We start from the raw sequence: 23,399 nt of genomic DNA, 5'->3' as shown, positions 1-23,399 counted from the left end.
GGCGTGGTTTTTGCATATAATAATCTATAAAATTTGTGTTTTTGAAAAAAATATATTTCTTTTTTTTTGCTTTTAACTTTATTCTTGGAAGCTTATTTTCTCAAGAAAAATTTTCTTGTACAGTCTTAGATATTACAACCAAAAAACCCGTTGTATATGCAACTGTTATGCTTAAAAAAATAAATAGAGGAACTCATGCAGATTTAAATGGTAATTTTGAAATTCCTCTTCGGTATAAGAAAACAGGAATTATAAGAATATCTTCTATTGGTTACAAAACCAAAGAAATAAAGTTATCAACTTTAAAAAGAAAAAGCACTAATATCATTTATGTATCACCTTCTAATAATTATTTAAGTGAAATAGTTGTAAAAACTACCAAAAAGAAAGAAAGACAACCTTTAGCAAAACAGATTGTTAGAAAAGCTATTGAAAATATTTTAGAAAACTACCCTACAGAAGCACATTCTTACATTGGCTATTATAGAGATTACCAACAACCTGTTGGTGATTCTTATCAAAAAACGATAAAATCTGAAGAACAAATAAAGTATTTAAACGTTAACGAAGCAATTTTAGAATCTTTTGATGACGGCTTTGATAGCGATAAACTAAAAAGTAAAAAGAATCAAACCTTACTTTATAAATACAGAACAAATAAATCTTTTGTTCAAGATTCTACGCTAACGGTACCTTATGACAATAAAAGTAAAAAATATTCAGAAAGTGTATATATTACTCCTTTAGGCGGGAATGAATTGAATATATTACAGCTTACAAATGCTGTTAGAAATTACAACAAAATGTCTTTTTCTTTTACAAATATTTTTCAGAAAGACTTTTTAAAAAATCACACATTTATAGTTAAAAGAATTATTTTTTCTGATAAAATACCGCTTTACGAAATTACTTTTTCTTCAATTAACACAAAAACTAGTAACGATTATGCTGCGTATGGAAGTATTTATATTTCTAAACAAGAATTTGCAATTCATAAATTAAACTACAATCTATATTATAAGCGTAAGAAAAACCCACAATATTCAATTACAATAGAATACAGACCAAAAAAAGATAAAATGTATTTGAATTACATAACTTTCAATAACTTTTTTAAAGCAACAAATGGTAATTATTTTAAAATTGATAAAACTATTTTTGATCCGAAAAAAAACTCGTTTATAGTTTCATTTAATCGTCAATTATACTTTGATAGCTTAGAGCCTTTTCGCAGGAATTTTAAAATGTATTATAAAAACGAAAGGTTAAAAGTAATAGACGTTAATACTTTTGACACCAATGATAGAACAGTTACCATTCATATAGATAAAGAATCACTTACTAAAATAAACTTCGAAAAAGAGAAATACAACCCCAATTATGGTAAATACTTTAGTTTCGAAATTGAAAATATTAAAGACATAAATGGTTTTATTATTAACCAAAGAGCAAGCATCAAAATGAATCAATATAGAGAGTTTTTTGTGCAAGAAGTCTTTGAAAATAAAAAAATACCACTTCAGCAAAACTTTATAGATAAGAGTTTACCTTTATCGAAATCTATAATTACTCCTTTAAAGTTAGAAAACAACTATTGGATGAATACTCCTTTAAAAGTGAAAAAAGGAAATTAAACTTTTAGAAGAGGTTTATCTTAAATTATAATTTGCTCTAAAAAGTATTCTATATTTGCAACTCAATATTTTACATGAGTCATACTTTACTTTCTTCTCCTTTACAGGGTTTTACAGATTATAAATTCAGAAACGCTTTTAACCATTTTTTTGGTGGAATTGATACTTTTTATTCTCCTTACATTCGTTTGAATGGAAAAATGGTGATTAAAAATTCTTACAAAAGGGATATCGATTTAGAGAATAATACAGAACTTGAAGTTATTCCGCAGATTATTACAAATGATGCTGATGAGTTCTTATTTGTTTCTAAGTATGTAAGAGAATTAGGCTACAAAGAATTAAACTGGAATTTAGGTTGTCCTTACCCGATGGTTACAAAACGAGGAATGGGTTCTGGATTGATACATGATGCAGAAAAAATAGATAGTATTCTTCATAAAGTACATAATGAATCTGATATTCTTGTTTCTATGAAAATGAGAATGGGGTATGAAAATCCTGAAGAAATTTTAGATACTTTGCCTATTTTAGATAAATACCCATTAAAAAATATAGCCATTCACGCAAGAATTGGAAAACAACTTTATAAAGGCGGAACAAATTTAGAAGCATTTCAGAAATGTTTAGACAATAGCAAACATAAAATGTATTATAATGGTGATATTACTTCTGTAGCGTCATTTAAGAAGTTACAAGAACGTTTTACAACCATAGATCATTGGATGATTGGTAGAGGCTTAATTGCGGATCCGTTTTTACCAAGTATGATTAAAAACGACACTACTGAATATCCTAAAAATAGGTTTGATATTTTTAATGAATTTCACGATCGTATTTATCAAGAATATGATGCCGCTCTTTCTGGACCAACTCCAATTAAAATGAAGATGCTTGGTTTCTGGGAATACTTTGCTCAAAGTTTTTCTAATCCTCAGAAAACCTATAAAAAGATTAAAAAGGCAAGTAATCCAAAAAATTATGCGATTGCTGTGAGAGAAATTCTTAAAGAAGCGAAAAACAGTTAATAGATTTTAATCTAAACTTCTGAATAAAAGACAAAAGTTAGCAAACAGGTTTAGCCCTGATTGAAGCAATTGTTTGAGCTCTTTTTTACTTTTCGTAAAAAAAGCGAGTGCGAAAAGCAGGAAATAGCTTCAAAAAAAATGCTTTCAGTAAACTAGTTTCCTTTATTAAAATCGCTTACAATTTTAGAGATAACAGCATCTGTTCTTTCTTTATTGATATCGTATTTTAGACTTATACCTTGTTTTTCTGGAAACTGCTCAATAGTAACAGTTGTAGATGGAAATGCAAAATCAACACCTAATTCTGACGCTAATTTAACAATTGCAATATGCAATCTGTGTTTAGAAGATTGCTCTATGCCCCAAGCTAAACTTTTAAAATACACGTTTACCATAATTAATAAAGCGGAATCTCCAAAACCTGTAAATTCAATATTAAAAGAGTCTGAACGTGTTTCTGGATGTTCAATCACAATTTCTCTAAGTCCTTTTACAAATGCTTCAATTAATTCTGGCGGTGTATCATAACGCAAACCTAAATTTGTATTATAACGTCTAAATAATCGCAAACCTTTGTTATTAATAACCAATTCTGACAATTTACTATTTGGTATTTGATAAATAGAAGTATCTGCTGCACGAACTTGTGTAGACCTAAAACCTACTCTTTCTACGGTTCCGACAACTTCCCCTGCTTCAATCCAATCTTCGATATGAAAAGGTTTATCTAGAAAAATCATGATCGTTCCTATCAAGTTTTTCACAGTATCTTGAGAAGCCAATGCAAATGCCAAACCTCCTATTGTTGCACCTGCTAACATTGTTGATGCATCTACTCCAAAAAGGACTAACAATCTAAAAACACCAACTACAATAACTAATCCTGTAAGAAAGCTGTCTAAAATTGGTACTAATTGATCATCTAATCTACCATGTGTTCTCTCTGTAAATTCGGCATAAATTCGCATTACAACTTGTACTAATTTTAAGAAAACATAAATCCAAAAAACGGTTTCGGCAATATTTAATCCCAAAAACACCCATGTATTTGTAGTTAAACCAAATTGTAAGGATGGAAATATTTTATCAATAAAAGCAACTAATAGTAATAAACTTATAGGATGTGCTAACTTTTTAAGCACTTTATTTACTTCTATATTTGAATTTTTAGTTACTTGTTGTTGAATTTTTCTTAATATAAAAAAGGCAATTCTTTTTACTATAAAAAAAACAAGATATCCTAAAACTAACATTAATAATAGCCCTATAAACTGCCATAATTCTAACCCTAATAATTTTTTATGTCCAGAAACAGGAATTAATTTCTGTAATTTTTGAATATACCAAGGAAAAACTTCTTTGTATAAACCTTCTATTTTCGCAACAGTTTCTGTTGAGTAATACCAATTATCATCGATTTTTTCTACATAAATTTGAGGCATTCTTTGAGGAAACAAAACATATCTAGAATAAGAAGAATAACCAATAGTATCTTTATAATTAGGGTTTGTAGGTATTTTATTTACATCTACATATAAACCTTTACCATCTAAAACTTGCTTTATTTTAATGGCTTTTTCAATTGCTTTCTCTTCAGAAAGACCTAAAATAGTTTTTGCTGCTTTTTTAGGCTCGTAAGAATCAGATTGCAAAAAATATAAATGTGTATAAATTGTAGCATGAGGATTTCTCACATTTACACGAATACTGTCTTGACCAGCTGTAAGCATTGGCAACAATAGTACTAACCACAAAAAATTCTTCATCTTTACTTTGTTAAAAACATGTTAAACAAGAAACAAATTTAAACCTTTTCATTTTTTAAGTGTCAAAGAAGTGTAATTAAAATAATAAAACAATTAAAATGAAAAATATATTAACGATAGTAGTTCTAGTATTCGCCTTTACTTTTACTGCACAAGCTCAAAAAAGAGGTGGAAAACCTTCTGCTGAAAAGATGCTTACAAAAATGACTAAGGAGTTAAATTTAACTGAAGCTCAGCAAAGTAAGATTAAACCTCTATTATACGCTCAAATTGCAGATAGAATGGCAATGAATGATAATAGAAAAGCTAGCAGAGAATCTGGAAAGAAACCATCTAAAGAAGAGCGCACGCAACTAAGAGAAGATCGAATGGAAAAAGAAGCTGCTTTTAATACAGAAATAGCTAGTATTTTAAATGAAGAACAATTAGTGAAATTTGAAAAAATTGCTAAAGAAAGAAAAGAGAAAGGAAAAGATAGAATGAAAATGAAAAAACAATAAGAGATTATAATAACTAGTTTTGGGTTGATTAGTTGATTTGAAAACTCGGTTTCTTTATTGAAGCCGAGTTTTTGTTTTTAAAACACTTCTTATATGTTAAAAACTTGTTAAACAGAAATTTACATTAAACCTTTTTACTTTTCAATAGTCAAAGAAGTATACAAAATAACATTAAAATTTATAAAGATGAAAAAAATAGTAAGTATTTTAGTTTTAGTAATTGCAGTAACATTTACTACACAAGCACAAAAGAAAAGAGGAGAAAGAGGTTCTAATTTAACTGCAGAACAACACACAACTTTGGCAGTTAAAAAAATGACTTTGGCTTTAGATTTATCAGCTAAGCAACAGAGAGAAATTAAGCCACTATTAATGGCAAAAATGGCAGAAAGAAAGGCTTCTATGGAAAAAAGAAAAGAAGCAAGAAAAAATAAAGAAAGACCTACCGCTGGTGAAATGTTTGCAATGAAAAATAAGCAATTAGACACACAGATTGCAATGAAAAACAGGATGAAAGAGATTTTAAATAAAGATCAATTTGAGAAGTTTGAAAAAATGCAAAAAGGTAGAAAGAGAATGGCTCATAATAAAAGGAAAGGAAAGAAAGGGTCAAAAAAAAATAAGGGAGACAAAAGAGGAGAAAGACCTCAACAAGGAAAATAACTAGTTTTGGTTGATTAGTTTTAGTTGATTGAAAAAACCCGATTTCTTAATTGAAATCGGGTTTTTGAATTTATTACGTTTTGTATTTGCGTTAGGGATTGAAGTAGCAACCTTTTATTATAGATTTACGTCATCCTATGTTTGTAAAAATAAGGATCTGTTTTTAAAAAGCTTAAATTAGATTTAATATTTAACAAGAAAAGTAAGGGTAAAGGAAAAGATTATAGTCCGTCATTTGTCATTAAAGACCGTTCGCAATGCTAATCACTTTACCCCTTACTACATAAACTTGAACAGATCATTAGACCATCAAGTCTGTATTTAGGATTGATAAGTAAATGTAGTAATTTTTCTATAAAAACATTTGATATGAGTAAAATTATAGGAATTGATATTAGTAAGCAAACCTTTGATGTTTCTTATTTAGAAAAAGATAAATGGATTCACAAAATTTTTAAGAATCAAAATACAGGTTTTGAGCAATTTATTAAATTGATTAGTGCATCAGACTGGATTGTAATGGAGGCTAGTGGTCCTTATTATGTTCAGTTAGCAACTTTTTTACATGCATCTAGTTTTAATGTATGTGTATTAAATCCTTTGATAATTAGAAGATATAGTCAAACAAGATTATATAGAGCAAAAACAGATAAAAAAGACGCAAAGACAATTGCCGAATATGGTGCTCAATATGAGTTAAAAAGATGGTGTCCAGAGAGTAAACCTAGTATAGAAATTAAACAACTTTACACAGCTTTAGAATTACTAAAAAAACAAAAACATCAAACAAAAAGACAATTAGAATCCTTTGAAGCAACAGGTTTGTTGAGTTCGGATCTTAGAAAAGAATTAAAACAAGTACTAATATTATTAATAAGACGTATTGATAAGTTTGAAAAAAAGATAGAGCAAATAGGAAGATTAGCTTATAAAGACACGGTTGAAAGAATAAAAACGATACCAGGAATCGGGCTAAAAACGGCTATTATGATGAGTGTTATTACAGATAATTTCACAAAATTTGATAACTATAAACAACTGACTGCTTTTGTAGGATTTAGTCCAAGGCTATATCAATCAGGAACAAGTGTAAAAGGTAAAGGACATATTTGTAAAATGGGCAAACCTCAAATTAGAAAACTTTTGTATTTATGTAGTTGGTCTGCAAAAAGAGTAAATAAAAATTGTATCGAAATGTATGAACGACTTAAAGAAAAAGGAAAACCCGAGAGAGTAATTAAAATTGCAATAGCTAATAAATTAATAAAGCAAATTTTTTCTATTGCGACTAACAAACAAATTTACAATGAAAATCATCAAAACTTATATTTTCTGAAATAAAAGAAATTTTAACAATAAATAATAGTTTTTTAACACAGATCATTACGAGTGTAAACGAAGTAATCTCTTTCTTATAATGAGATTGCCACAGTTTACAAAAAAGTAAACTTCGCAATGACAGTATTAAAAAAAAATAAAGTAAAGCCCGACCTTGTGTAACGCCCAAAACTTATTCTTTAAACCAACTTGAGTATTTTACATAATTGTTGGCAATTCTATCAATCTCACCAGAAATTAATTCTTCAGAAATATCTTTTACTTTTTTAGCAGGAACTCCTGCATAAATACTTCCACTTTTTATGTGTGTATTTTTAGTTACCACTGCTCCGGCAGCAATAATTGAATTCGATTCTACTATACAATCATCCATAATAATTGACCCCATACCAACCAAAACGTTGTCATGAATTACACAACCATGTACCATTGCATTGTGCCCAATAGAAACGTTATTACCTATTGTTGTAGGCGATTTTTGATAGGTTGCATGTATAACTGCGCCATCTTGAATGTTTACTTTATTCCCGATTTTGATGTAATGTACATCGCCACGAATTACTGCATTAAACCAAATACTACATTCTTTACCTAGAGAAACATCGCCAACAATAGTTGCGTTTTCTGCTACATAACAATCTTCTGGTATTTGTGGGTGTTTTCCTTGTACGGATTTTATTAGTGCCATTTTTTAAATTCTAAATTGAGGCATAAATTTACTTAAAATATGACAATAAATTTCCTTTTTGAGAGGCAGAAACTAAAATTTCTTTTCCGTTAGAAACAATGACGCTTCCTCCTTTTCCTTTTTTGTATTTTGTAATGGCATTTACATTTACTAAATACGATTTATGAATTCTTGCAAACGTATATTCTTTTAACGCTTCTTCGAAATACTTTAGCGTTTTACTCACTAATTTCTTAGAGTTTGCCAAATGGATTTCGGTATAATTATCGTCTGCTTTACAGAAAACAATGTCGTTTATGTCTAAAACTTCAAAACCATCTTGCTGAGGAATTGTAATTTTACCAGTTGCAGAGTTTGTTTTTGGAGCTAATATTTGATGTTGTAACTGGTTTTCTTTTTCCTTAATTTCTGTAACAATATTTACAGCTTTTATTAATTCGTCTATAGAAATTGGTTTCAACAAATAATAACTTGCATGATTATTTAACGCTTCTATTGCATAATGATCGTAGGCAGTTACAAAAACAGTCTCGAACGTTCTGTTTTCTACTTTTTCTAACAAATCAAAAGCATTTCCAAAAGGCATTTCTACATCTAAAAACACCAAATCTAATTCGTGTTCTTCAATTAACTTATAACCATCATCAATATTACTTGCTTCGCCTAACAACTGAACATTGGGGCAATATTTACCAATATAATTTCGCAGAATATCTCTACTTATTTGCTCGTCTTCTACAATGATTGCATTTAATTTCATAGTTTTTTCTTTTACTTTTTTTGAAGCTATTTCCTGCTTTCACTACTCGCTTTTTTTATCCTAAAAAGGAATAAAAAAGAGCTCAAACAAACCGTTCAATCAGGGCTAAACTTGTTTGCTAACTTTTTTAATATTAATAAATTAAAAAATACTTAGCAGCCAATTATAGATTCCTGCCTGCGCAGGAATGACAAACTCTTGCAAACAATCAACTTTTACTAAAAACTGCAACTGAAAACTGATTACTTCTTTTTGAGCAACAATTCTACTTTTGTACCTTCTCCGTTTTCTAAAACATTAGATACATTTACAGAAATTCGATCTTTATACATATCATTTAAAATAGCAATTCTATTTTTAATGTTAATCATTCCTTTTGACTTCTGTTTTAGCTGATTTTTTGTCTTTAATTCCTGGGATTTACTTCTACCAATTCCATTGTCTTTTATAATAACAGCAACCGTTTCTTCATCTTTTTTTGTAATTGAAATATCTAAATTTCCTTTCTCTTTTCTGTATCTTAATCCGTGCCAAATAGCATTTTCTATATAAGGTTGCAATAACATTGGTGGAATCGAGAATTGGTCTAAACTGATATTTTTATCCACAGAAATCTGATAATCAAACTTTTCTTTAAAACGATTATGCTCTAACTTTACATACAATTCTAGTAACTCAATTTCTTTTGTTAGTGGAATAAAATCTTCATCAGAATTTTCTAAAACCGAGCGCATTAATGCAGAAAACTCCGTTAAATATCTATTTGCATTTCTTTCGTCATTTACAGCAATAAAACTGTTTACAGAATTTAAAGCATTAAAAATAAAATGTGGATTCATTTGAGAACGCATCGATTTTAATGCCAATAAATTATTCGCTAATTTTTGTTGTTTTATGTTTCTAAACATAAAATACCCTAATAAACTCATCAATAAAATTCCACCAAAAAGAGCGTAAATAATCGTTCTCTGTTTTTGATTACTTTCTTCAGATAGTTTTTTATCTATATACGCTAAACTGATTTTACTCTCTGCTAACTCCTTGTCTTTTTCTAAACTTGCAATTCTGTTTTGATTGTCAGAAATCTTTTTAGAAAATCGTTGTACTTGCTGAATTTCTTGCTCCTTTTGTATATAAGATTGATCTACCAACTTTACATAATCTTGATAACTTTCTAACGCTTTATCATAATCTCCAACAGCAGCATACACTTCAGATAATTTTCTAGTCGCATCTTTTTCTACAATAATATCTTTTTTATCGTCTGCATCTTTTTTACTCTTTTCTAAAAACGGAATAGCACTTTTATATTCTTCTTTTAAAATATAAGCATTTCCTATTTTGTAGTTTATTTTTTGTGAAGTAATAGAATCTGGCTGTAAACTAGGTTTCTTTTTAGACGTTTTATTCTTGGCTTCCTTTAAAAGACTTTCTTTTCTTAATTTAATTTCGGCATCAAATTGTCTGTTCGCATTATAAAAGTCTGCTACTTTTTCTTCTTCTTTTAAAGCACGACTTATATTTTCTTTAGAAGCTAAATCCAATGAGTTTTTGTAACGAATATTTGCTTGAGTTACATTTCCTTCAGCAGCAAAAACAGCGGCTATTTTTGAATTTAAATCTGTAATTTTCGGAGTAACTAATTCAGATTTTGCAATTTTTAAAGATTGATTATAATACGTTTTTGCTGTGGTATTTTTTTTCAAATCAAAATCGATATCACCTAAACCTTCTAAAACAATTATCCGTTCGTAATTACTCAAGTCTTCTTTTAATAACTCTAAATAAGTTGCTTCACTTCCTTTATAATCTTTTAATAAAAACTGAGCATTTGCTAAATCAATTTTTGTTGCAATATTTTCTTTTATCTGATATGATAATTTATAATTATTTACTGCTAAATCATATTGTTTCCAATACAAATAGACATCTGCCAATGTTTTATAAGATGCTGAATTTCGTTCTCTAGATTGTTTGTCCTTTAAAGCCTGTTCTACAAAAGACAGACTTTTATCAATATCTTTTTTCTTATAAAATTTTGCTGAATCTAAATACTGATGATAAAAATTTGCTTCCTTAGAAACAGTTTCACTACGTGAATATTTACTAATTTTAGATGCTTGTTTTGTTGAAAAATCTTCCACCAAAATTTTAATTTCCTCGTTAGATTTTATGGTATAATAAACAGTTTCAAAATCTGGATGCGTAATTCTTAACTGATCTCCTACTTTCGCTTTTATTAAATAATTACTTCTAATTTCTGAATAGTCAAAAAACTTTCCGCTAACAAAAACCTCAGCATTTTTTATAGGATTATCAGTATCCTTATCTAAAACAACTACTTCTACATCAAAGGTATTTGATTCAAAATTTGTATTTATTTCTTGTGCAGAAATACTTAGGAATAAGAAGAGAAAGAGATATGTTATGTGTTTTTTAAAAATCATTATTCTATTTAATACTGTAAACATACACACAAAAAAGCATCAAAAAAAACGTGTATTCTAATAATTCCTTCATTTTATCAACTAAAAATATTTGTTCACTCAATTTGTAATCTCATTCACTCATTCAAAAGTAGGTTTCACTCATTCTAGGTTTTATATGAATTAAGTTGGTGTTAATATTGAAGTATCAAAAACATCCAAACTTTTAATCATCTGTAATAACTACCTAAAATTAAACATCATGAAAATACTTGCATTAAAAGTCTTATCAGTGCTACTATTATTTGTAACAACAATTCAATTTGCAGCAGAAAATCCATCCACAGAAAAAACAAATAAACAAACTATTAAAGTCGCCTTATTATTAGACACAAGTAATAGTATGGATGGTTTAATCAATCAAGCAAAAGCACAACTTTGGGAAATTGTAAACGAACTTTCTTATGCTAAATATGGAATTGAAAAACCAAATTTAGAAATTGCTTTATATGAATATGGAAATTCTAATTTATCATCAAGAGAAGGTTACATAAAACAAGTTTTACAGTTTAGTAATGACTTAGATGAAATATCAGAAAAACTGTTTTCTTTAACTACAAATGGTGGAAATGAGTTTTGCGGACAAGTAATAAAAATATCTTTAGATGAACTTTCTTGGGGAAAGAATAAAAACGATTTACGAATTATTTTTATTGCTGGTAACGAACCTTTTACACAAGGGAAAATCAATTATAAAGATGCAATTACAGATGCTAAAGAAAAGAATGTAATTATCAACACTATTTTTTGTGGAAACTATTCTAATGGAATTTCAGGAATGTGGCAAGATGGTGCTAAGTTAGGCGGTGGAGATTATATGACGATTAATCAGGATAAAAAGATTGTACATATTGTAACTCCTTATGATGATGAAATTATTATTCTAAATAAAAAATTGAACAAAACGTATATTTATTATGGCAATAAAGGATATTCTAAATATTCGAATCAGAAAAAGCAAGATTCAAACGCATTAACAATGAGTAAGGAAGTTGAAGTAAAAAGAACGATTAGTAAAAGCTCTCGTTTGTATGATAATTCTTCTTGGGATTTGGTAGATGCTGATAAAAAACAAAAAGTAGATTATAAAAAAATTGAAAAGAAAAAATTACCAAAAGAACTACAAAACAAATCTGAGGCAGAAATAAAAATCTATGTAAAAAAGAAAGCAAATGAGCGTGCCGAAATTCAGAAAAAAATTAAAGAATATGATGCAAAAAGAAGGAGTTTTATTACCAAAAAACAAAAAGAAGGCTCAAAAAAAGATGAGCTTAACAACGTAATGATTAACGCTATTAAAAGACAAGCAAAATCAAAAAACTACTCTTGGTAATTATTTAGTTAGTTGATTCTTAAAAGTCCATAAAACTAAGTTTTATGGACTTTTTTATGAATTAAAAAACTTTTAATCGTTGTAAAAAACAGTGCTTTGTCTTTCTCTATTCACCTGTAATTTTGTTACATCTGGTCTCGAATAATGACCAACAACATCAAAATTTTGTCGTTCTTCTAAAACTCTATTAAAATCTAATGTTTCTATAATTAATCCTTCTTTATGTAAAACGGGTTCAACAAGCCATTCTCCATTTGGCGAAGCAATACAAGAACCTCCGTTTGCTAAAACATCTGGAGCATTTTCTACTATTTTATCAAAATGAGGAACGTCTTTTGGGAAATCTGACTTTGCCATTAAACTAGAAACTGAAATCACAAAAGAGCGAGATTCTCTTGCTATAAATCGTGTAATATCTTTGGTATTATGATCAGAACCTGGCCAAACTGCAATGTGTAAATTTTCTCCCAAACCATATAAAGCTGTTCTTGGTAAAGGCATCCAATTTTCCCAACAATTTAAACCACCAACTGTAAATTCTTTTAACGGATGTACTTGTAATCCATTTCCATCTCCAGGCGCCCAAGTTAAACGTTCATCATAAGTTGGTTGTAGTTTTCTATGAACAGATTTTATTTCTCCTTCTTTGTTTATATACACCAAAGAACAATAAATACTATGTCCGCCTCTGTTTTGTGCACGCTCCATAATTCCTAAATAAATAGAAATCTTATGTTCTTTTGCCAATTTACAAACGGAATCTAATTCGCCTTTTTCTAACGTTATAGAATTACGAACATAATGTGCGTGAATTTCTTTTTGAGTTTTAGAATCCCATTCTGCGCCATTTGTTAAAGCAATCCAAAAAGGATAACCTGGTAATAATGCTTCTCCAAAAACAATGAGTTCACAACTTTCTTTTGCAGCATCTACAATTGATTTCTCAATCTTTTCAAGTGTTTTTTCTTTATTCAACCAAACGGGTGAAATTTGCGCTAATGCTACTTTTAGGTTGTTGTTTTTCATTTTTTTTAGTTACAAAGTTTGAAAGTAACAAAGTATCAACGTTGACAATTTATTACTACAAGATTATTTTATATTGTAATTGAAACTACCAAACCTTCGTTACTTCTTACATTAAAAACGGTTTCGTCTTCAAAAATTAAATACTGTCCTTTTATTCCGACTAATGTTCCAGTATAATTTGGCGTTTTAATCAAGTTTAAACTTTTTGGTTTTAAAGGATATTTTAAAACAGGAAAATTTAAATGTGTTTCAACATTATCTTCAATAAAATACTGTTGTGCTTCTTCAGGGATAAATTCTCTTAATCGATCTCTCCATTCCATTAAACATTCATCTTTAACATCATTCTTCAGCATTTTACGCCAATTGGTTTTATCAGCTACATAATCTTTTAAAGCAACCTCCGTAATTCCTGCTAAATAACGATTAGGAACCTCAACAATTTCTATCGCTTCATGCGCTCCTTGATCTATCCAACGTGTTGGCACTTGTTGTTTTCTGGTAACTCCAACCTTTACATTGCTAGAATTTGCCAAATACACAATATGTGGTTTTAATTGCACAGATTGTTCATACGCTAAATCTCTATCTTCAATACCTAAATGTGCCTTACTTAATTCAGGTCGCATAATCCAATCTCCAGCATTTGGAGTATCAAAAAAACAAGATTTACAAAAACCTTGTCTATAAATTTGTTTTTCTAAATGACAATTTAAACATTCATACTTCACAAAACTTAGAGATACTTCTTTGTTTAACAACTGATTCATATTTATAAAATCAGTTTTCATATCTAAATAATACTGAATTTCATCCCCATTTTCAGTCAGCATTTTTTTTAAGACTCCTTGGTACTTCATATAAAATATTTTACTACTTTTAATATTCGATTTTGAAGGTATTTTCATTTTAAAAATCGAACTAAACAAACTTACGAATTTCTATGGCGTTTCAAATTATCAATTCTATAATTTCTTGGTTTTTAAAGAAACGAGAACATCAAATAGAGCTGTTTTTAAAATATCCTATTGATGTACAAGACGAATTACTTCTAAGGCTTTTAAACACAGCTAAAAACACGGAATTTGGTAAAGAAAACGGTTTTTCATCCATTAAAAACCATGAAGACTTTGCAGCAAATGTTCCTATTCAAAAATATGAAACTTTCGAACCTTTAATTGAACGTTGTAGAAAAGGTGAACAAAATTTATTTTGGCCAACAGAAATAAAATGGTTTGCAAAAAGTAGCGGAACCACAAATGCAAAAAGTAAATTTATTCCTGTTTCTGAAGATGCTCTTGAAGATTGCCATATGAAAGCGGGTAAAGACATGTTGTGTAATTACATAAACAACAATCCTGATGCGCAGTTATTTACAGGTAAAGGTTTACGATTAGGTGGAAGCTCTGAAGTGTATCAAGACAATGGTTCTTATTTTGGAGATTTATCTGCAATTATTATAGAAAACATGCCTTTTTGGGCAGATTTTAGTTCGGCTCCAAGTCAAGAAGTTGCTTTAATGAGCGATTGGGAGACAAAAATGGATGCAATTATTGATGAAACTATTGATGAAAACATTACAAGTTTAGCCGGTGTACCAAGTTGGATGTTGGTTTTATTAAATCGTGTTTTAGAAAGAACAGGTAAAGATAATATCTTAGAAGTTTGGCCAAATTTGGAAGTCTATTTTCATGGAGGTGTAAACTTTAATCCTTATAGAGAACAGTACAAAAAAATGATTCCGAATGCAGATTTCAAATACTATGAAATCTACAATGCTTCTGAAGGTTTTTTCGCAATTCAAGACGTAAATAATTCAAAAGAATTGTTGTTAATGTTAGATTACGGAATTTTCTATGAATTTATTCCGATGAGCGAATACAATGGCGAAAACTCAAAAACAATTACACTTGCTGATGTTAAAAAAGGAATCGATTATGCTTTAATTATTACTACAAATGGTGGTTTGTGGCGTTATTTAATTGGTGATACTATTCGTTTTACATCTTTAGATCCTTATCGAATTAAAATTACAGGTCGTACAAAACATTACATAAATGTTTTTGGTGAAGAGTTAAATATTGAAAATGTTGAAGATGCTTTAAAACTTGCTTGTGATAAAACGGAAGCTACAATTTCTGATTATACTGTTGGCCCAATTTTTATGCAAGGAAAAGAAAAAGGCGGACATGAATGGATGATTGAATTCAGTAAAAAACCAGCTTCTATGGGGTATTTTTCTGAAATTTTAGACAATGCTTTAAAATCTATTAATTCAGATTATGAAGCAAAACGTTATTTGAATATTACATTAATGGCACCAAAAGTACATCAAGCTAAAGATGGTTTATTCTATAGTTGGTTAAAGAAAAACAACAAATTAGGTGGCCAACATAAAGTACCTAGATTATCTAATTCAAGAAAATTTATTGAGGAATTATTAGAACTATAAATTACTTATTACAATTCTCACAATACGTTTTTTTCAAATATTTATTTTCTAACAACTGAAAAGTAACTCCATCATTCAAAGAAGAATTAAACAACTTACAAAACCTTTTTTTGTTCATATTAATAGCATTTAACATCACTGTTCTATAATTGCTAGAAGCAACACTGTACTCATCTGTTATTGTTAAATTTAAATAATAAAACAACAAATCTTCATCAATAGTAATTGTTCTTACCTTATCATACAAAACCTCTATTGCCTCATCTTTATTAGAATAAAAATTTAAAAATTGTGCTAAACTTAAATAATCATAATCAGACAAGTTAAAGTTTTCGTACGTATCAATAATGAATTCTATAGATTCGTCTTTTGCGTCATATTTTCTTTCTCTTAAATCTTTTTGAGCTTTAACAATATGAAAATTCACTAACATTCTGTCAATTAAGTTTTGTGTTATTCCAAATGATTTTAATTTTAAAATTTCTGACTTAAAGTCTGACATTTTTATTGGCATCCAATTGTTTTTCCAAATAATAAATTTCACAACAATTAGATTGTATTTAATTCTTTTATTTTTTGGATCTAATTTTTCTAACTTTTTTAACTCATCGAAAGCAGTTTTAGAATACCCCAAACTATACAAGTATTTAAACATACTATTCTCATTCAAGATAGGTACAAACTTAACTTGCTTTGGTATCGTTAAACGCCATAATTTATCTGGAGTTTTTTCTTCTTTTATCTTCTCGAAAAGTGAGTTTTGAACCACTAAAGCTTCTTTAACATTTTCTTCTTTTACCAATTGATTAAAAGTAGATATTAAAGTACTTGTAGTCATATCTTTGTACTTATCTTTCTTTTCTAAACTTAGCGTTATTACTGCCTTTCTATGATTTTTTAAATACATTTCTAATTCTTTAGAAACTGCACCAATAACTTTTTGTTTTACTTCTTTTTTAGAAAGGTTTTTAAGTGCTTTATATTTACTGTTTGTAACATCATTAAAAAACTCAACCCAATTTTCTGAAGATGAAATTTCTGTAACAATATCTGGTTTCTGAAAAGATTGTAAAGATTTTATAATACTATTTGCACGTTTTTCTTGCAACTCTAAATTCCTTTCTAAACTTCCTTCAATAGAAGAATAAGCTTGAATATTAATTTTCTTGATATTAAAATCTGTCAATCTTAATGAGTCATACAAAGGCTTAATATCTTCCGAAGAATATTCTGACTTGTTTTTTTGAAATGGAATTACAAACTTTAATTGCTTGTATTTAGTAATAAATTGATCTGTAGTATTTGTTATTTTCTTTGATTTATAAGTTAAGGAATCTAAATATACTCCCATATCTAGTAATTCCCAAGGATAAGATTCTAAATTATAAATTCTTTGATATCTACAAAGCACTTTATTATTTAAAAAAAGAATATTAAATTCTAATTCGTCCTCTCTTAAGTTCTCTGGAACGCTACCAATAAAGGTTTTAAATCTATTTCCAAGAGAAGGTTTAAATCCTCTTATTAATTGTTGTGCATACACAGGTTTTAAAAGAGTACCTCTTATTTGTACATCTTCAATTTCTTTATCACAATCATATCGAGATTTAGAAACTACGTCTAATGCAATTCCATCTCCAGATTTTTTAAATAACTGAATTGCCCAAGCTTTATCTGTTACTTGAAAATATAATTTGTCTCCTTCTCTTTTAATTGAAAAGCCTATTTCTTTTGGCGTGTTTTTAAAATAATTATCGAAGTAAGTACATTTATTTTCTTGATTAGAATACCTAGTCAAAACAATATCAAAAGCATCTTGTGCTTTTATTGAAGAATAGCAAAAAAAGGAAATTATAATAAAGAATGTGATTCTGTTCATAGCATTGATTTATCACGATTAATAATACATCAAAAATACTAAAAACTATGCGTTAATTATAACTAAATCTTACGTTCTACAACGTAATCTATCATGGTTAATAAAGAACTTTTATATTTAGATTCTGGGTAGTTTTCTAAAATAGCGATCGCTTTATCTTTGTAATCATTCATTTGGGTTGTCGTGTACTCTAACCCTCCGTTTTCTTTTACAAAAGCAATTACTTCTTTTACTCTTTTTTTATCTTTATTATGTTTTTTTATAGAATTGATCAACCAAGATTTCTCTTTTTTAGAACAATTATTTAAAGTATAAATTAAAGGCAACGTCATTTTTTGTTCTTTGATATCAATCCCTGTAGGTTTCCCTATTTTTTCATCAGAATAATCGAACAAATCATCTTTTATTTGAAAAGCAATACCAATATATTCACCAAACTTTCTCATTTGCTGAACAGTATCATTATTTGCACCAACAGAAGCTGCACCAATACCACAACAAGCAGCAATTAAAGTGGCCGTTTTTTTACGAATAATATCAAAATATATTGCTTCTGTAATATCTAATTTTCTTGCTTTTTCTATTTGAAGCAATTCACCTTCACTCATTTCGCGAACAGCAATAGAAATTAATTTTAGCAAATCAAAATCTTCATTATCTATTGATAATAACAAACCTTTAGACAATAAAAAATCACCAACAAGAACTGCAATTTTATTTTTCCAAAGTGCGTTTACAGAGAAAAAACCTCTACGTCTGTTACTTTCATCTACAACATCATCGTGTACTAAAGTTGCTGTATGAATCAATTCTACAACAGAAGCTCCTCTATAAGTTCTTTCATCGAAACCACCATCAGAAACTATTTTTGCAACTAAAAAAACAAACATTGGTCGCATTTGCTTTCCTTTTCTACGAACAATATAATAGGTAATTCTGTTTAAAAGCGGAACTTTAGACAACATAGAATCTTTGAATTTTTCCTCAAAGAGTTCCATCTCATTTTTAATGGGAAGTTTTATAAGTTCTACTGGTTTCATTAACGAATACTTTTCATAATAATTAATCAAAAGTAAAGAAATAAATTAATAAACTTTTAATTGAACTTAGAATCTTTCTAAATGACCATTTTTTAGCGTTTTAAAGCCTTCTTTTTACCAAAACAACACTTAGTTTCTCTATTATTATAATACATTTGAGATGTATTGAATTAGAATATTAACTTCTTTTTTAATCTTAAAAAACTATGAAATTTTAAACTTAATAAATTAAAATGCAAAACATTCATTTCCCCGTTACTTTTGAATTTAACATATCTACTTTTTCTAATGATTTTACAGCAAAAGATAGTAGTGGCAAACCTATTGCTTATGTGCGCCAAAAAATGTTTAAGCTTAAAGAAGATATTAGTATTTATGAGAATGATACCAGATCTAAATTAAACTATAAAATTAAAGCTGATAAATGGTTAGACTTTTCTACTGCTTATTCTTTTTATGATGAAAAAAATAAAGAGTTCGGAAAAGTTGCTAGAAAAGGATGGAAATCTATTTGGAATGCTCATTATGAAATTATTGATGAACATCAAAAACAACAATATGTAATTAACGAGAAAAACCCTTGGGTTAAAGTATTAGATTCTTTACTTGGTGAAATTCCTGTTTTAAGTTTTTTTACAGGATATCTTTTTAACCCAACCTACCTAGTAAAAAACAACGAAGGTAAAACGGTTGTTGAACTTAAAAAATTAAAATCCTTTTTTGGTAAAAACTTTGAAGTTTCTAAAACTGGTGAACTAGATAGTGATGACGACGATAGAGTGATGCTTTCTTTAATGATGTTTGTATTACTAGAAAGAAGAAGAGGTTAATAAAATATAAAAACAAGGAGATAAACTTAAGAAAGGTGAGTTTACCCCCAAGTTGGCAAATATTGTAGGAAAAATTAGTAACTATTAAATTAACTCTGAATAACTTGAAAAAGATAATAACTTTATATTTTATTCTAAATTGTTGGAATTTAGCTTTTGGTCAAAATGAAAAATTTGACTCAATTAATTCAATAATATTAAAAATTGAATCGAACAAAAATCTGAATAAATCTAAATTTGATTATAACAAACTAAATCCTGTTTTAATAACAAAAGGTTCAACATTAGAAGTCTGGAGTAAGAATGGTGAAATATTGAAAACAAAAGAAAGAATGCTTTTATCTTGGGGTATTTTTATTGGAGTAACTTATTTTTCAGAAAATAAACCAATTCAATATTTTGAAATTGAAAAGAATTTTGAAACAGAAGAAAAAAATTATAAAAAAACAATTCAAGTTTTTAAAATGGAATATTACTATTTAAACTGTAATAATCTTTTAAATTGTATAAAAATTGAAGGTCAAAGAAAAAATAGTTTTGGGTATCTAAAATATGCTCCTAAAGCACACATAACTCCTTTAAAATATGCGAAAAAAGCATTGAAAATTTAAAATTTTAATTAAAAACTGAAAAACAACAATTTGCCAACACCATATAAACTTTATTGCTGTTTTTAGCTCACTTGGGAAATTCCTTCGGAATTTCGCCGTTCGCGTTTTATTTAGTAAATTCATTGCTTAAACCATGCAACAAAGCTTATTCAACAACGTTATTTGTGACACATTAAATAAAATGGAAAACAATATTAAAGGAGCATATAAATCACCCAGAAAGACTCATGGATTCGACTTCATATTTGAAGGAGAAATACGATTTGGTCCTGAATATTATAAACTGAAATTAGATGGAATGTTAATTTCTAATAGGATTTTTGGATTTGAATTTAAATGGCAGCCAGAATCAAAGTATTTGGCATTGCAAGAATGGCTAACTACTGATGCCCAAAAAGGACCAATTACTGCTTTGACATTGGTGAACTTAGACACTAGAGAGTTTGCAAGAATCTCAAAAACAGAAAAAGGATTTGTAAAACCATTAAGATTTGAAAAAGAACTCATAATTTTTGAAAAAAAGTATTTGGCTACAGGCAAAACAGTAGAATATGAAATCAACTATCTACAAATCGAAAATTGGAAAAAAATATAAAAATAAAAGATAACAAATAACCCCCAATAAAATGAACGAATTACACATACACGACGTTTTACGCATGATGCAAGACACACAAAAGACTTACAATAGTAGAGACGCTTTTGTTGAAGATATAAAAGAACAATTTGGCTCAGATGTTAGTTTTAATGCTTGTTCTAGTACTAATATGGACGCAAATGAAGCATTTGATTTTTTAATTATGAAAAATAAAATAAGCATCGACACTTCTGAAAACCTGTCTTTAGACCCAAATATGAAAATGTGTGACGAGAATAAGCATAGTCATTAGAAGCTAAAAAAAAGTGATAAACATACATTGGTCCGTTTATCTCTTTTTTTATAAATCTATTTTATGCTCTTATTAAATTTGATACAACAAATTTCTTAAGATTTATTTGCTAATTGTCCGCAAGCAGCGTCGATATCTTTACCTCTACTTCTTCTTACATTTACAGTAATATCGTGCATTTCTAAATTAGAAATATAATTGTTTATTGCTGATGAACTTGCTTGTTGAAACTCACCATCGTCAATTGGGTTGTATTCAATTAAATTAACCTTACAAGGCACAGCCTTACAAAATTCTACTAAAGCCTTTATATCTTCTTTTTTATCGTTAATACCTTTCCAAACAATATATTCGTAAGTAATTTCTCTACTTGTTTTTTCGTACCAATATTCTAATGATTCTCTCAAATCTTTTAAAGGAAAAGTAGCATTAAAGGGCATTACTTTAGTTCTTACCTCATCGATAGCTGAATGCAATGAAACTGCTAAATTAAATTTAGCTTCTTCATCTGCCATCATTTTTATCATTTTTGGAACTCCAGATGTAGAAACTGTAATTCTTTTTGATGACATTCCTAAACCTTCTGGAGAGGTAATCATCTCTATAGATTTCATCATGTTTTTATAGTTCATTAATGGTTCTCCCATTCCCATAAAAACAATGTTGGTTAATTTTCTATCATAATACAATCTACTTTGTTTGTCTATAACAACAACTTGATCGTAAATTTCATCTGGGTTTAGATTACGCATTCTTTTTAAGCGCGAAGTTGCACAGAACAAACAATCTAAACTACAACCAACTTGACTAGAAACACAAGCTGTTGTTCTTTTATCTGTAGGTATTAAAACAGACTCGACAATTAAACCATCGTGTAATTTAATTCCGTTTTTTATGGTTCCGTCTTTACTTTTTTGCATAGAATCTACTTTGATATGATTAATAACAAAGTTTGTTTCTAACATTTCTCTCGTTTCTTTAGAGATGTTTGTCATTGCATCAAAAGTATGTAAAGACTTGCTCCAAAGCCATTCATAAACTTGATTTCCTCTAAAAGCTTTGTCGCCATTTTCTACAAAAAAATCGCGTAATTGGTCTTTTGATAAGGCTCTTATGTCTTTCTTTTTATCCAAAATAAAAATATTAAAAGATTGAAAAATTTAGTAATTAAAAATTACATCTGCAAAAATACACATATAATTTGAGGTTATTCAATTTGCTAGCAAGTAGGTTGCGTTAGCGATTGAAACGGCATCCTTTTTTGTTTTTTCAAAAAAGATATAGTGTAAAGCGCGACCTTTTTAGGGAACGCCCAAATAAAAAAAAAGGTTGACAATTAAATAATTATCAACCTTTAATTTTTAAATTCTTGAATATATTATATGATTAACATAGCGTCTCCGTAAGTAGAGAATCTATATTTTTCTTTGATAGCTACTTGGTACGCTTCCATTACAAAATCGTAACCTCCAAAAGCTGCTGCTTGCATTAACAACGTAGATTTTGGCGTGTGAAAATTCGTAATCATTGCAGTTGCAATACTGAACTCATGAGGAGGGAAAATAAATTTATTTGTCCAACCTGTAAATCCTTTTAATTCACCTTTAGATGAAACAGAAGATTCTATAGTTCTCATTACAGTTGTACCTACAGCACAAACTCTTCTTTTTTCTTTCTTTGCTTTGTTAATTTTATCTGCAGTTGCATCTGAAATATCAATTTGCTCAGAATCCATTTTATGCTTCGATAAATCTTCTACTTCTACAGCGCTAAATGTACCTAAACCAACATGTAATGTAGTTTCTGCAAACTCAACTCCTTTAATTTCTAAACGTTTAATTAAATGTTTAGAAAAGTGCAAACCAGCAGTTGGTGCTGCAACAGCTCCTTCATGTTTTGCATAAATAGTTTGGTAACGTTCATCATCTATAGCTTCTACGTCTCTACCAATTGCTTTTGGTAATGGCGTTTGACCTAATTCTAATAATTTTACTCTAAATTCTTCATAAGAACCATCATATAAGAAACGTAATGTTCTTCCTCTAGATGTTGTGTTGTCTATAACTTCAGCAACTAAACTATCATCTTCTCCGAAAAATAATTTGTTTCCGATTCTAATTTTTCTTGCTGGATCTACTAAAACATCCCACAATCTATTTTCTGCATTTAATTCTCTTAATAAGAAAACCTCGATTCTTGCTCCAGTTTTTTCTTTATTACCAAACATTCTTGCAGGAAACACTTTGGTATTATTCAACATCATAACATCACCTTCGTCGAAGTAATTTATAACGTCTTTAAAAACCTTATGTTCTATAGTTTGTTCTTTTCTGTTTAATACCATTAAACGAGACTCATCTCTATGTTCAGCAGGATATGTTGCTAACAATTCTTCTGGTAACTCAAATTCAAAGTGCGATAATTTCATATGTATATTTGCTTGTAAAGGCGGCAAAGATACGATATCGAGATAGG

General features: G+C 28.6%; 21 protein-coding genes. 11 read left to right on the top strand and 10 right to left on the bottom strand.

The genetic code is table 11. From position 1 onward, the window contains the following. The first annotated feature begins 41 nt into the window (after nt 1–41). On the top strand, nt 42–1,634 hold the full coding sequence (locus tag BTO07_RS14420; RefSeq protein WP_157663356.1) for a carboxypeptidase-like regulatory domain-containing protein: 1,593 nt from the start codon (nt 42–44) through the stop codon (nt 1,632–1,634). Nucleotides 1,635–1,708: 74 nt separating this feature from the next. Continuing rightward, the gene (locus tag BTO07_RS14415; protein WP_087521896.1) at nt 1,709–2,662 is read left to right on the top strand and encodes a tRNA dihydrouridine synthase; all 954 of its coding nucleotides are present in this window, start codon (nt 1,709–1,711) and stop codon (nt 2,660–2,662) included. 152 nt (nt 2,663–2,814) lie between these two features. Here the strand turns inward: BTO07_RS14415 and BTO07_RS14410 are convergent, their stop codons facing one another. After that, on the bottom strand, nt 2,815–4,428 hold the full coding sequence (locus BTO07_RS14410) for a mechanosensitive ion channel family protein (RefSeq protein ID WP_232457043.1): 1,614 nt from the start codon (nt 4,426–4,428) through the stop codon (nt 2,815–2,817). Nucleotides 4,429–4,526: 98 nt separating this feature from the next. Here BTO07_RS14410 and BTO07_RS14405 point away from each other — a divergent pair, with 98 nt between their 5' ends. From BTO07_RS14405 to BTO07_RS14395, 3 genes are all read left to right on the top strand, one after another. Continuing rightward, on the top strand, nt 4,527–4,928 hold the full coding sequence (locus BTO07_RS14405) for a Spy/CpxP family protein refolding chaperone (protein WP_087521895.1): 402 nt from the start codon (nt 4,527–4,529) through the stop codon (nt 4,926–4,928). Nucleotides 4,929–5,114: 186 nt separating this feature from the next. After that, nucleotides 5,115–5,591: a hypothetical protein gene (locus BTO07_RS14400; protein WP_087521894.1), complete on the top strand. Its 477-nt coding sequence runs from the start codon at nt 5,115–5,117 to the stop codon at nt 5,589–5,591. 369 nt (nt 5,592–5,960) lie between these two features. After that, nucleotides 5,961–6,932: an IS110 family transposase gene (locus BTO07_RS14395; protein ID WP_087519519.1), complete on the top strand. Its 972-nt coding sequence runs from the start codon at nt 5,961–5,963 to the stop codon at nt 6,930–6,932. 169 nt (nt 6,933–7,101) lie between these two features. Here the strand turns inward: BTO07_RS14395 and BTO07_RS14390 are convergent, their stop codons facing one another. From BTO07_RS14390 to BTO07_RS14380, 3 genes are all read right to left on the bottom strand, one after another. Further along, nucleotides 7,102–7,617 carry a gamma carbonic anhydrase family protein gene (locus tag BTO07_RS14390; RefSeq protein ID WP_087521893.1) on the bottom strand — a complete coding sequence of 172 codons (516 nt, stop codon included), beginning with the start codon at nt 7,615–7,617 and terminating at the stop codon, nt 7,102–7,104. Between the two features lie 28 nt (nt 7,618–7,645). Continuing rightward, nucleotides 7,646–8,377: a LytR/AlgR family response regulator transcription factor gene (locus tag BTO07_RS14385; protein ID WP_087521892.1), complete on the bottom strand. Its 732-nt coding sequence runs from the start codon at nt 8,375–8,377 to the stop codon at nt 7,646–7,648. A 242-nt stretch (nt 8,378–8,619) separates the two neighbouring features. Further along, a complete protein-coding gene (locus tag BTO07_RS14380) occupies nt 8,620–10,824 on the bottom strand; it encodes a tetratricopeptide repeat-containing sensor histidine kinase (protein ID WP_087522663.1) in 2,205 nt (734 codons plus the stop codon). Between the two features lie 241 nt (nt 10,825–11,065). Between BTO07_RS14380 and BTO07_RS14375 the strand changes: the two genes are divergently transcribed. Next, nucleotides 11,066–12,196, top strand: a complete 1,131-nt coding sequence (locus tag BTO07_RS14375) for a vWA domain-containing protein (RefSeq protein WP_087521891.1) — start codon at nt 11,066–11,068, stop codon at nt 12,194–12,196. A 72-nt stretch (nt 12,197–12,268) separates the two neighbouring features. On the opposite strand, the gene BTO07_RS14370 is transcribed toward BTO07_RS14375, so the two are convergent. Together BTO07_RS14370 and BTO07_RS14365 are read right to left on the bottom strand one after the other, a co-directional pair. Then, nucleotides 12,269–13,222: a carbon-nitrogen hydrolase family protein gene (locus BTO07_RS14370; RefSeq protein ID WP_087521890.1), complete on the bottom strand. Its 954-nt coding sequence runs from the start codon at nt 13,220–13,222 to the stop codon at nt 12,269–12,271. Nucleotides 13,223–13,290: 68 nt separating this feature from the next. Next, entirely contained in the window at nt 13,291–14,082 is a 792-nt protein-coding gene (locus tag BTO07_RS14365; RefSeq protein WP_087522662.1) for a DUF2797 domain-containing protein, read from the bottom strand. A gap of 83 nt (nt 14,083–14,165) precedes the next feature. On the opposite strand from BTO07_RS14365, the gene BTO07_RS14360 reads away from it, so the two are divergent. Then, complete coding sequence (locus tag BTO07_RS14360) at nt 14,166–15,674, top strand: GH3 auxin-responsive promoter family protein (protein WP_087521889.1); 1,509 nt, start codon at nt 14,166–14,168, stop codon at nt 15,672–15,674. A gap of 1 nt (nt 15,675) precedes the next feature. Here the strand turns inward: BTO07_RS14360 and BTO07_RS14355 are convergent, their stop codons facing one another. Then, the gene (locus BTO07_RS14355) at nt 15,676–17,553 is read right to left on the bottom strand and encodes a hypothetical protein (RefSeq protein WP_087521888.1); all 1,878 of its coding nucleotides are present in this window, start codon (nt 17,551–17,553) and stop codon (nt 15,676–15,678) included. 62 nt (nt 17,554–17,615) lie between these two features. Next, on the bottom strand, nt 17,616–18,593 hold the full coding sequence (locus BTO07_RS14350) for a polyprenyl synthetase family protein (protein ID WP_087521887.1): 978 nt from the start codon (nt 18,591–18,593) through the stop codon (nt 17,616–17,618). A 233-nt stretch (nt 18,594–18,826) separates the two neighbouring features. On the opposite strand from BTO07_RS14350, the gene BTO07_RS14345 reads away from it, so the two are divergent. The 4 genes from BTO07_RS14345 to BTO07_RS14330 all read left to right on the top strand — a co-directional run bounded on the left by BTO07_RS14345 (nt 18,827) and on the right by BTO07_RS14330 (nt 20,924). Continuing rightward, nucleotides 18,827–19,423, top strand: a complete 597-nt coding sequence (locus tag BTO07_RS14345; protein ID WP_087521886.1) for a hypothetical protein — start codon at nt 18,827–18,829, stop codon at nt 19,421–19,423. Nucleotides 19,424–19,527: 104 nt separating this feature from the next. Continuing rightward, nucleotides 19,528–20,034 (top strand): hypothetical protein, encoded by a 507-nt coding sequence (locus BTO07_RS14340; protein WP_087521885.1) that lies wholly within the window; start codon nt 19,528–19,530, stop codon nt 20,032–20,034. Between the two features lie 181 nt (nt 20,035–20,215). Beyond that, nucleotides 20,216–20,629, top strand: coding sequence for a hypothetical protein (locus BTO07_RS14335; RefSeq protein WP_087521884.1), 414 nt, complete (start codon nt 20,216–20,218; stop codon nt 20,627–20,629). 31 nt (nt 20,630–20,660) lie between these two features. After that, a complete protein-coding gene (locus BTO07_RS14330; RefSeq protein WP_087521883.1) occupies nt 20,661–20,924 on the top strand; it encodes a DUF2492 family protein in 264 nt (87 codons plus the stop codon). A gap of 95 nt (nt 20,925–21,019) precedes the next feature. Here the strand turns inward: BTO07_RS14330 and rlmN are convergent, their stop codons facing one another. Together rlmN and queA are read right to left on the bottom strand one after the other, a co-directional pair. Then, nucleotides 21,020–22,057: a 23S rRNA (adenine(2503)-C(2))-methyltransferase RlmN gene (gene rlmN / locus BTO07_RS14325; RefSeq protein WP_087521882.1), complete on the bottom strand. Its 1,038-nt coding sequence runs from the start codon at nt 22,055–22,057 to the stop codon at nt 21,020–21,022. Between the two features lie 245 nt (nt 22,058–22,302). Continuing rightward, nucleotides 22,303–23,352: a tRNA preQ1(34) S-adenosylmethionine ribosyltransferase-isomerase QueA gene (gene queA / locus BTO07_RS14320; protein WP_087521881.1), complete on the bottom strand. Its 1,050-nt coding sequence runs from the start codon at nt 23,350–23,352 to the stop codon at nt 22,303–22,305. Nucleotides 23,353–23,399 lie beyond the last annotated feature (47 nt).

Source organism: Polaribacter sp. SA4-12 (genome assembly GCF_002163675.1).
Classification (GTDB): domain Bacteria; phylum Bacteroidota; class Bacteroidia; order Flavobacteriales; family Flavobacteriaceae; genus Polaribacter.
Note: the sequence above shows the minus strand (reverse complement) of the source record. Positions and strands in the feature narration are given on the sequence as shown.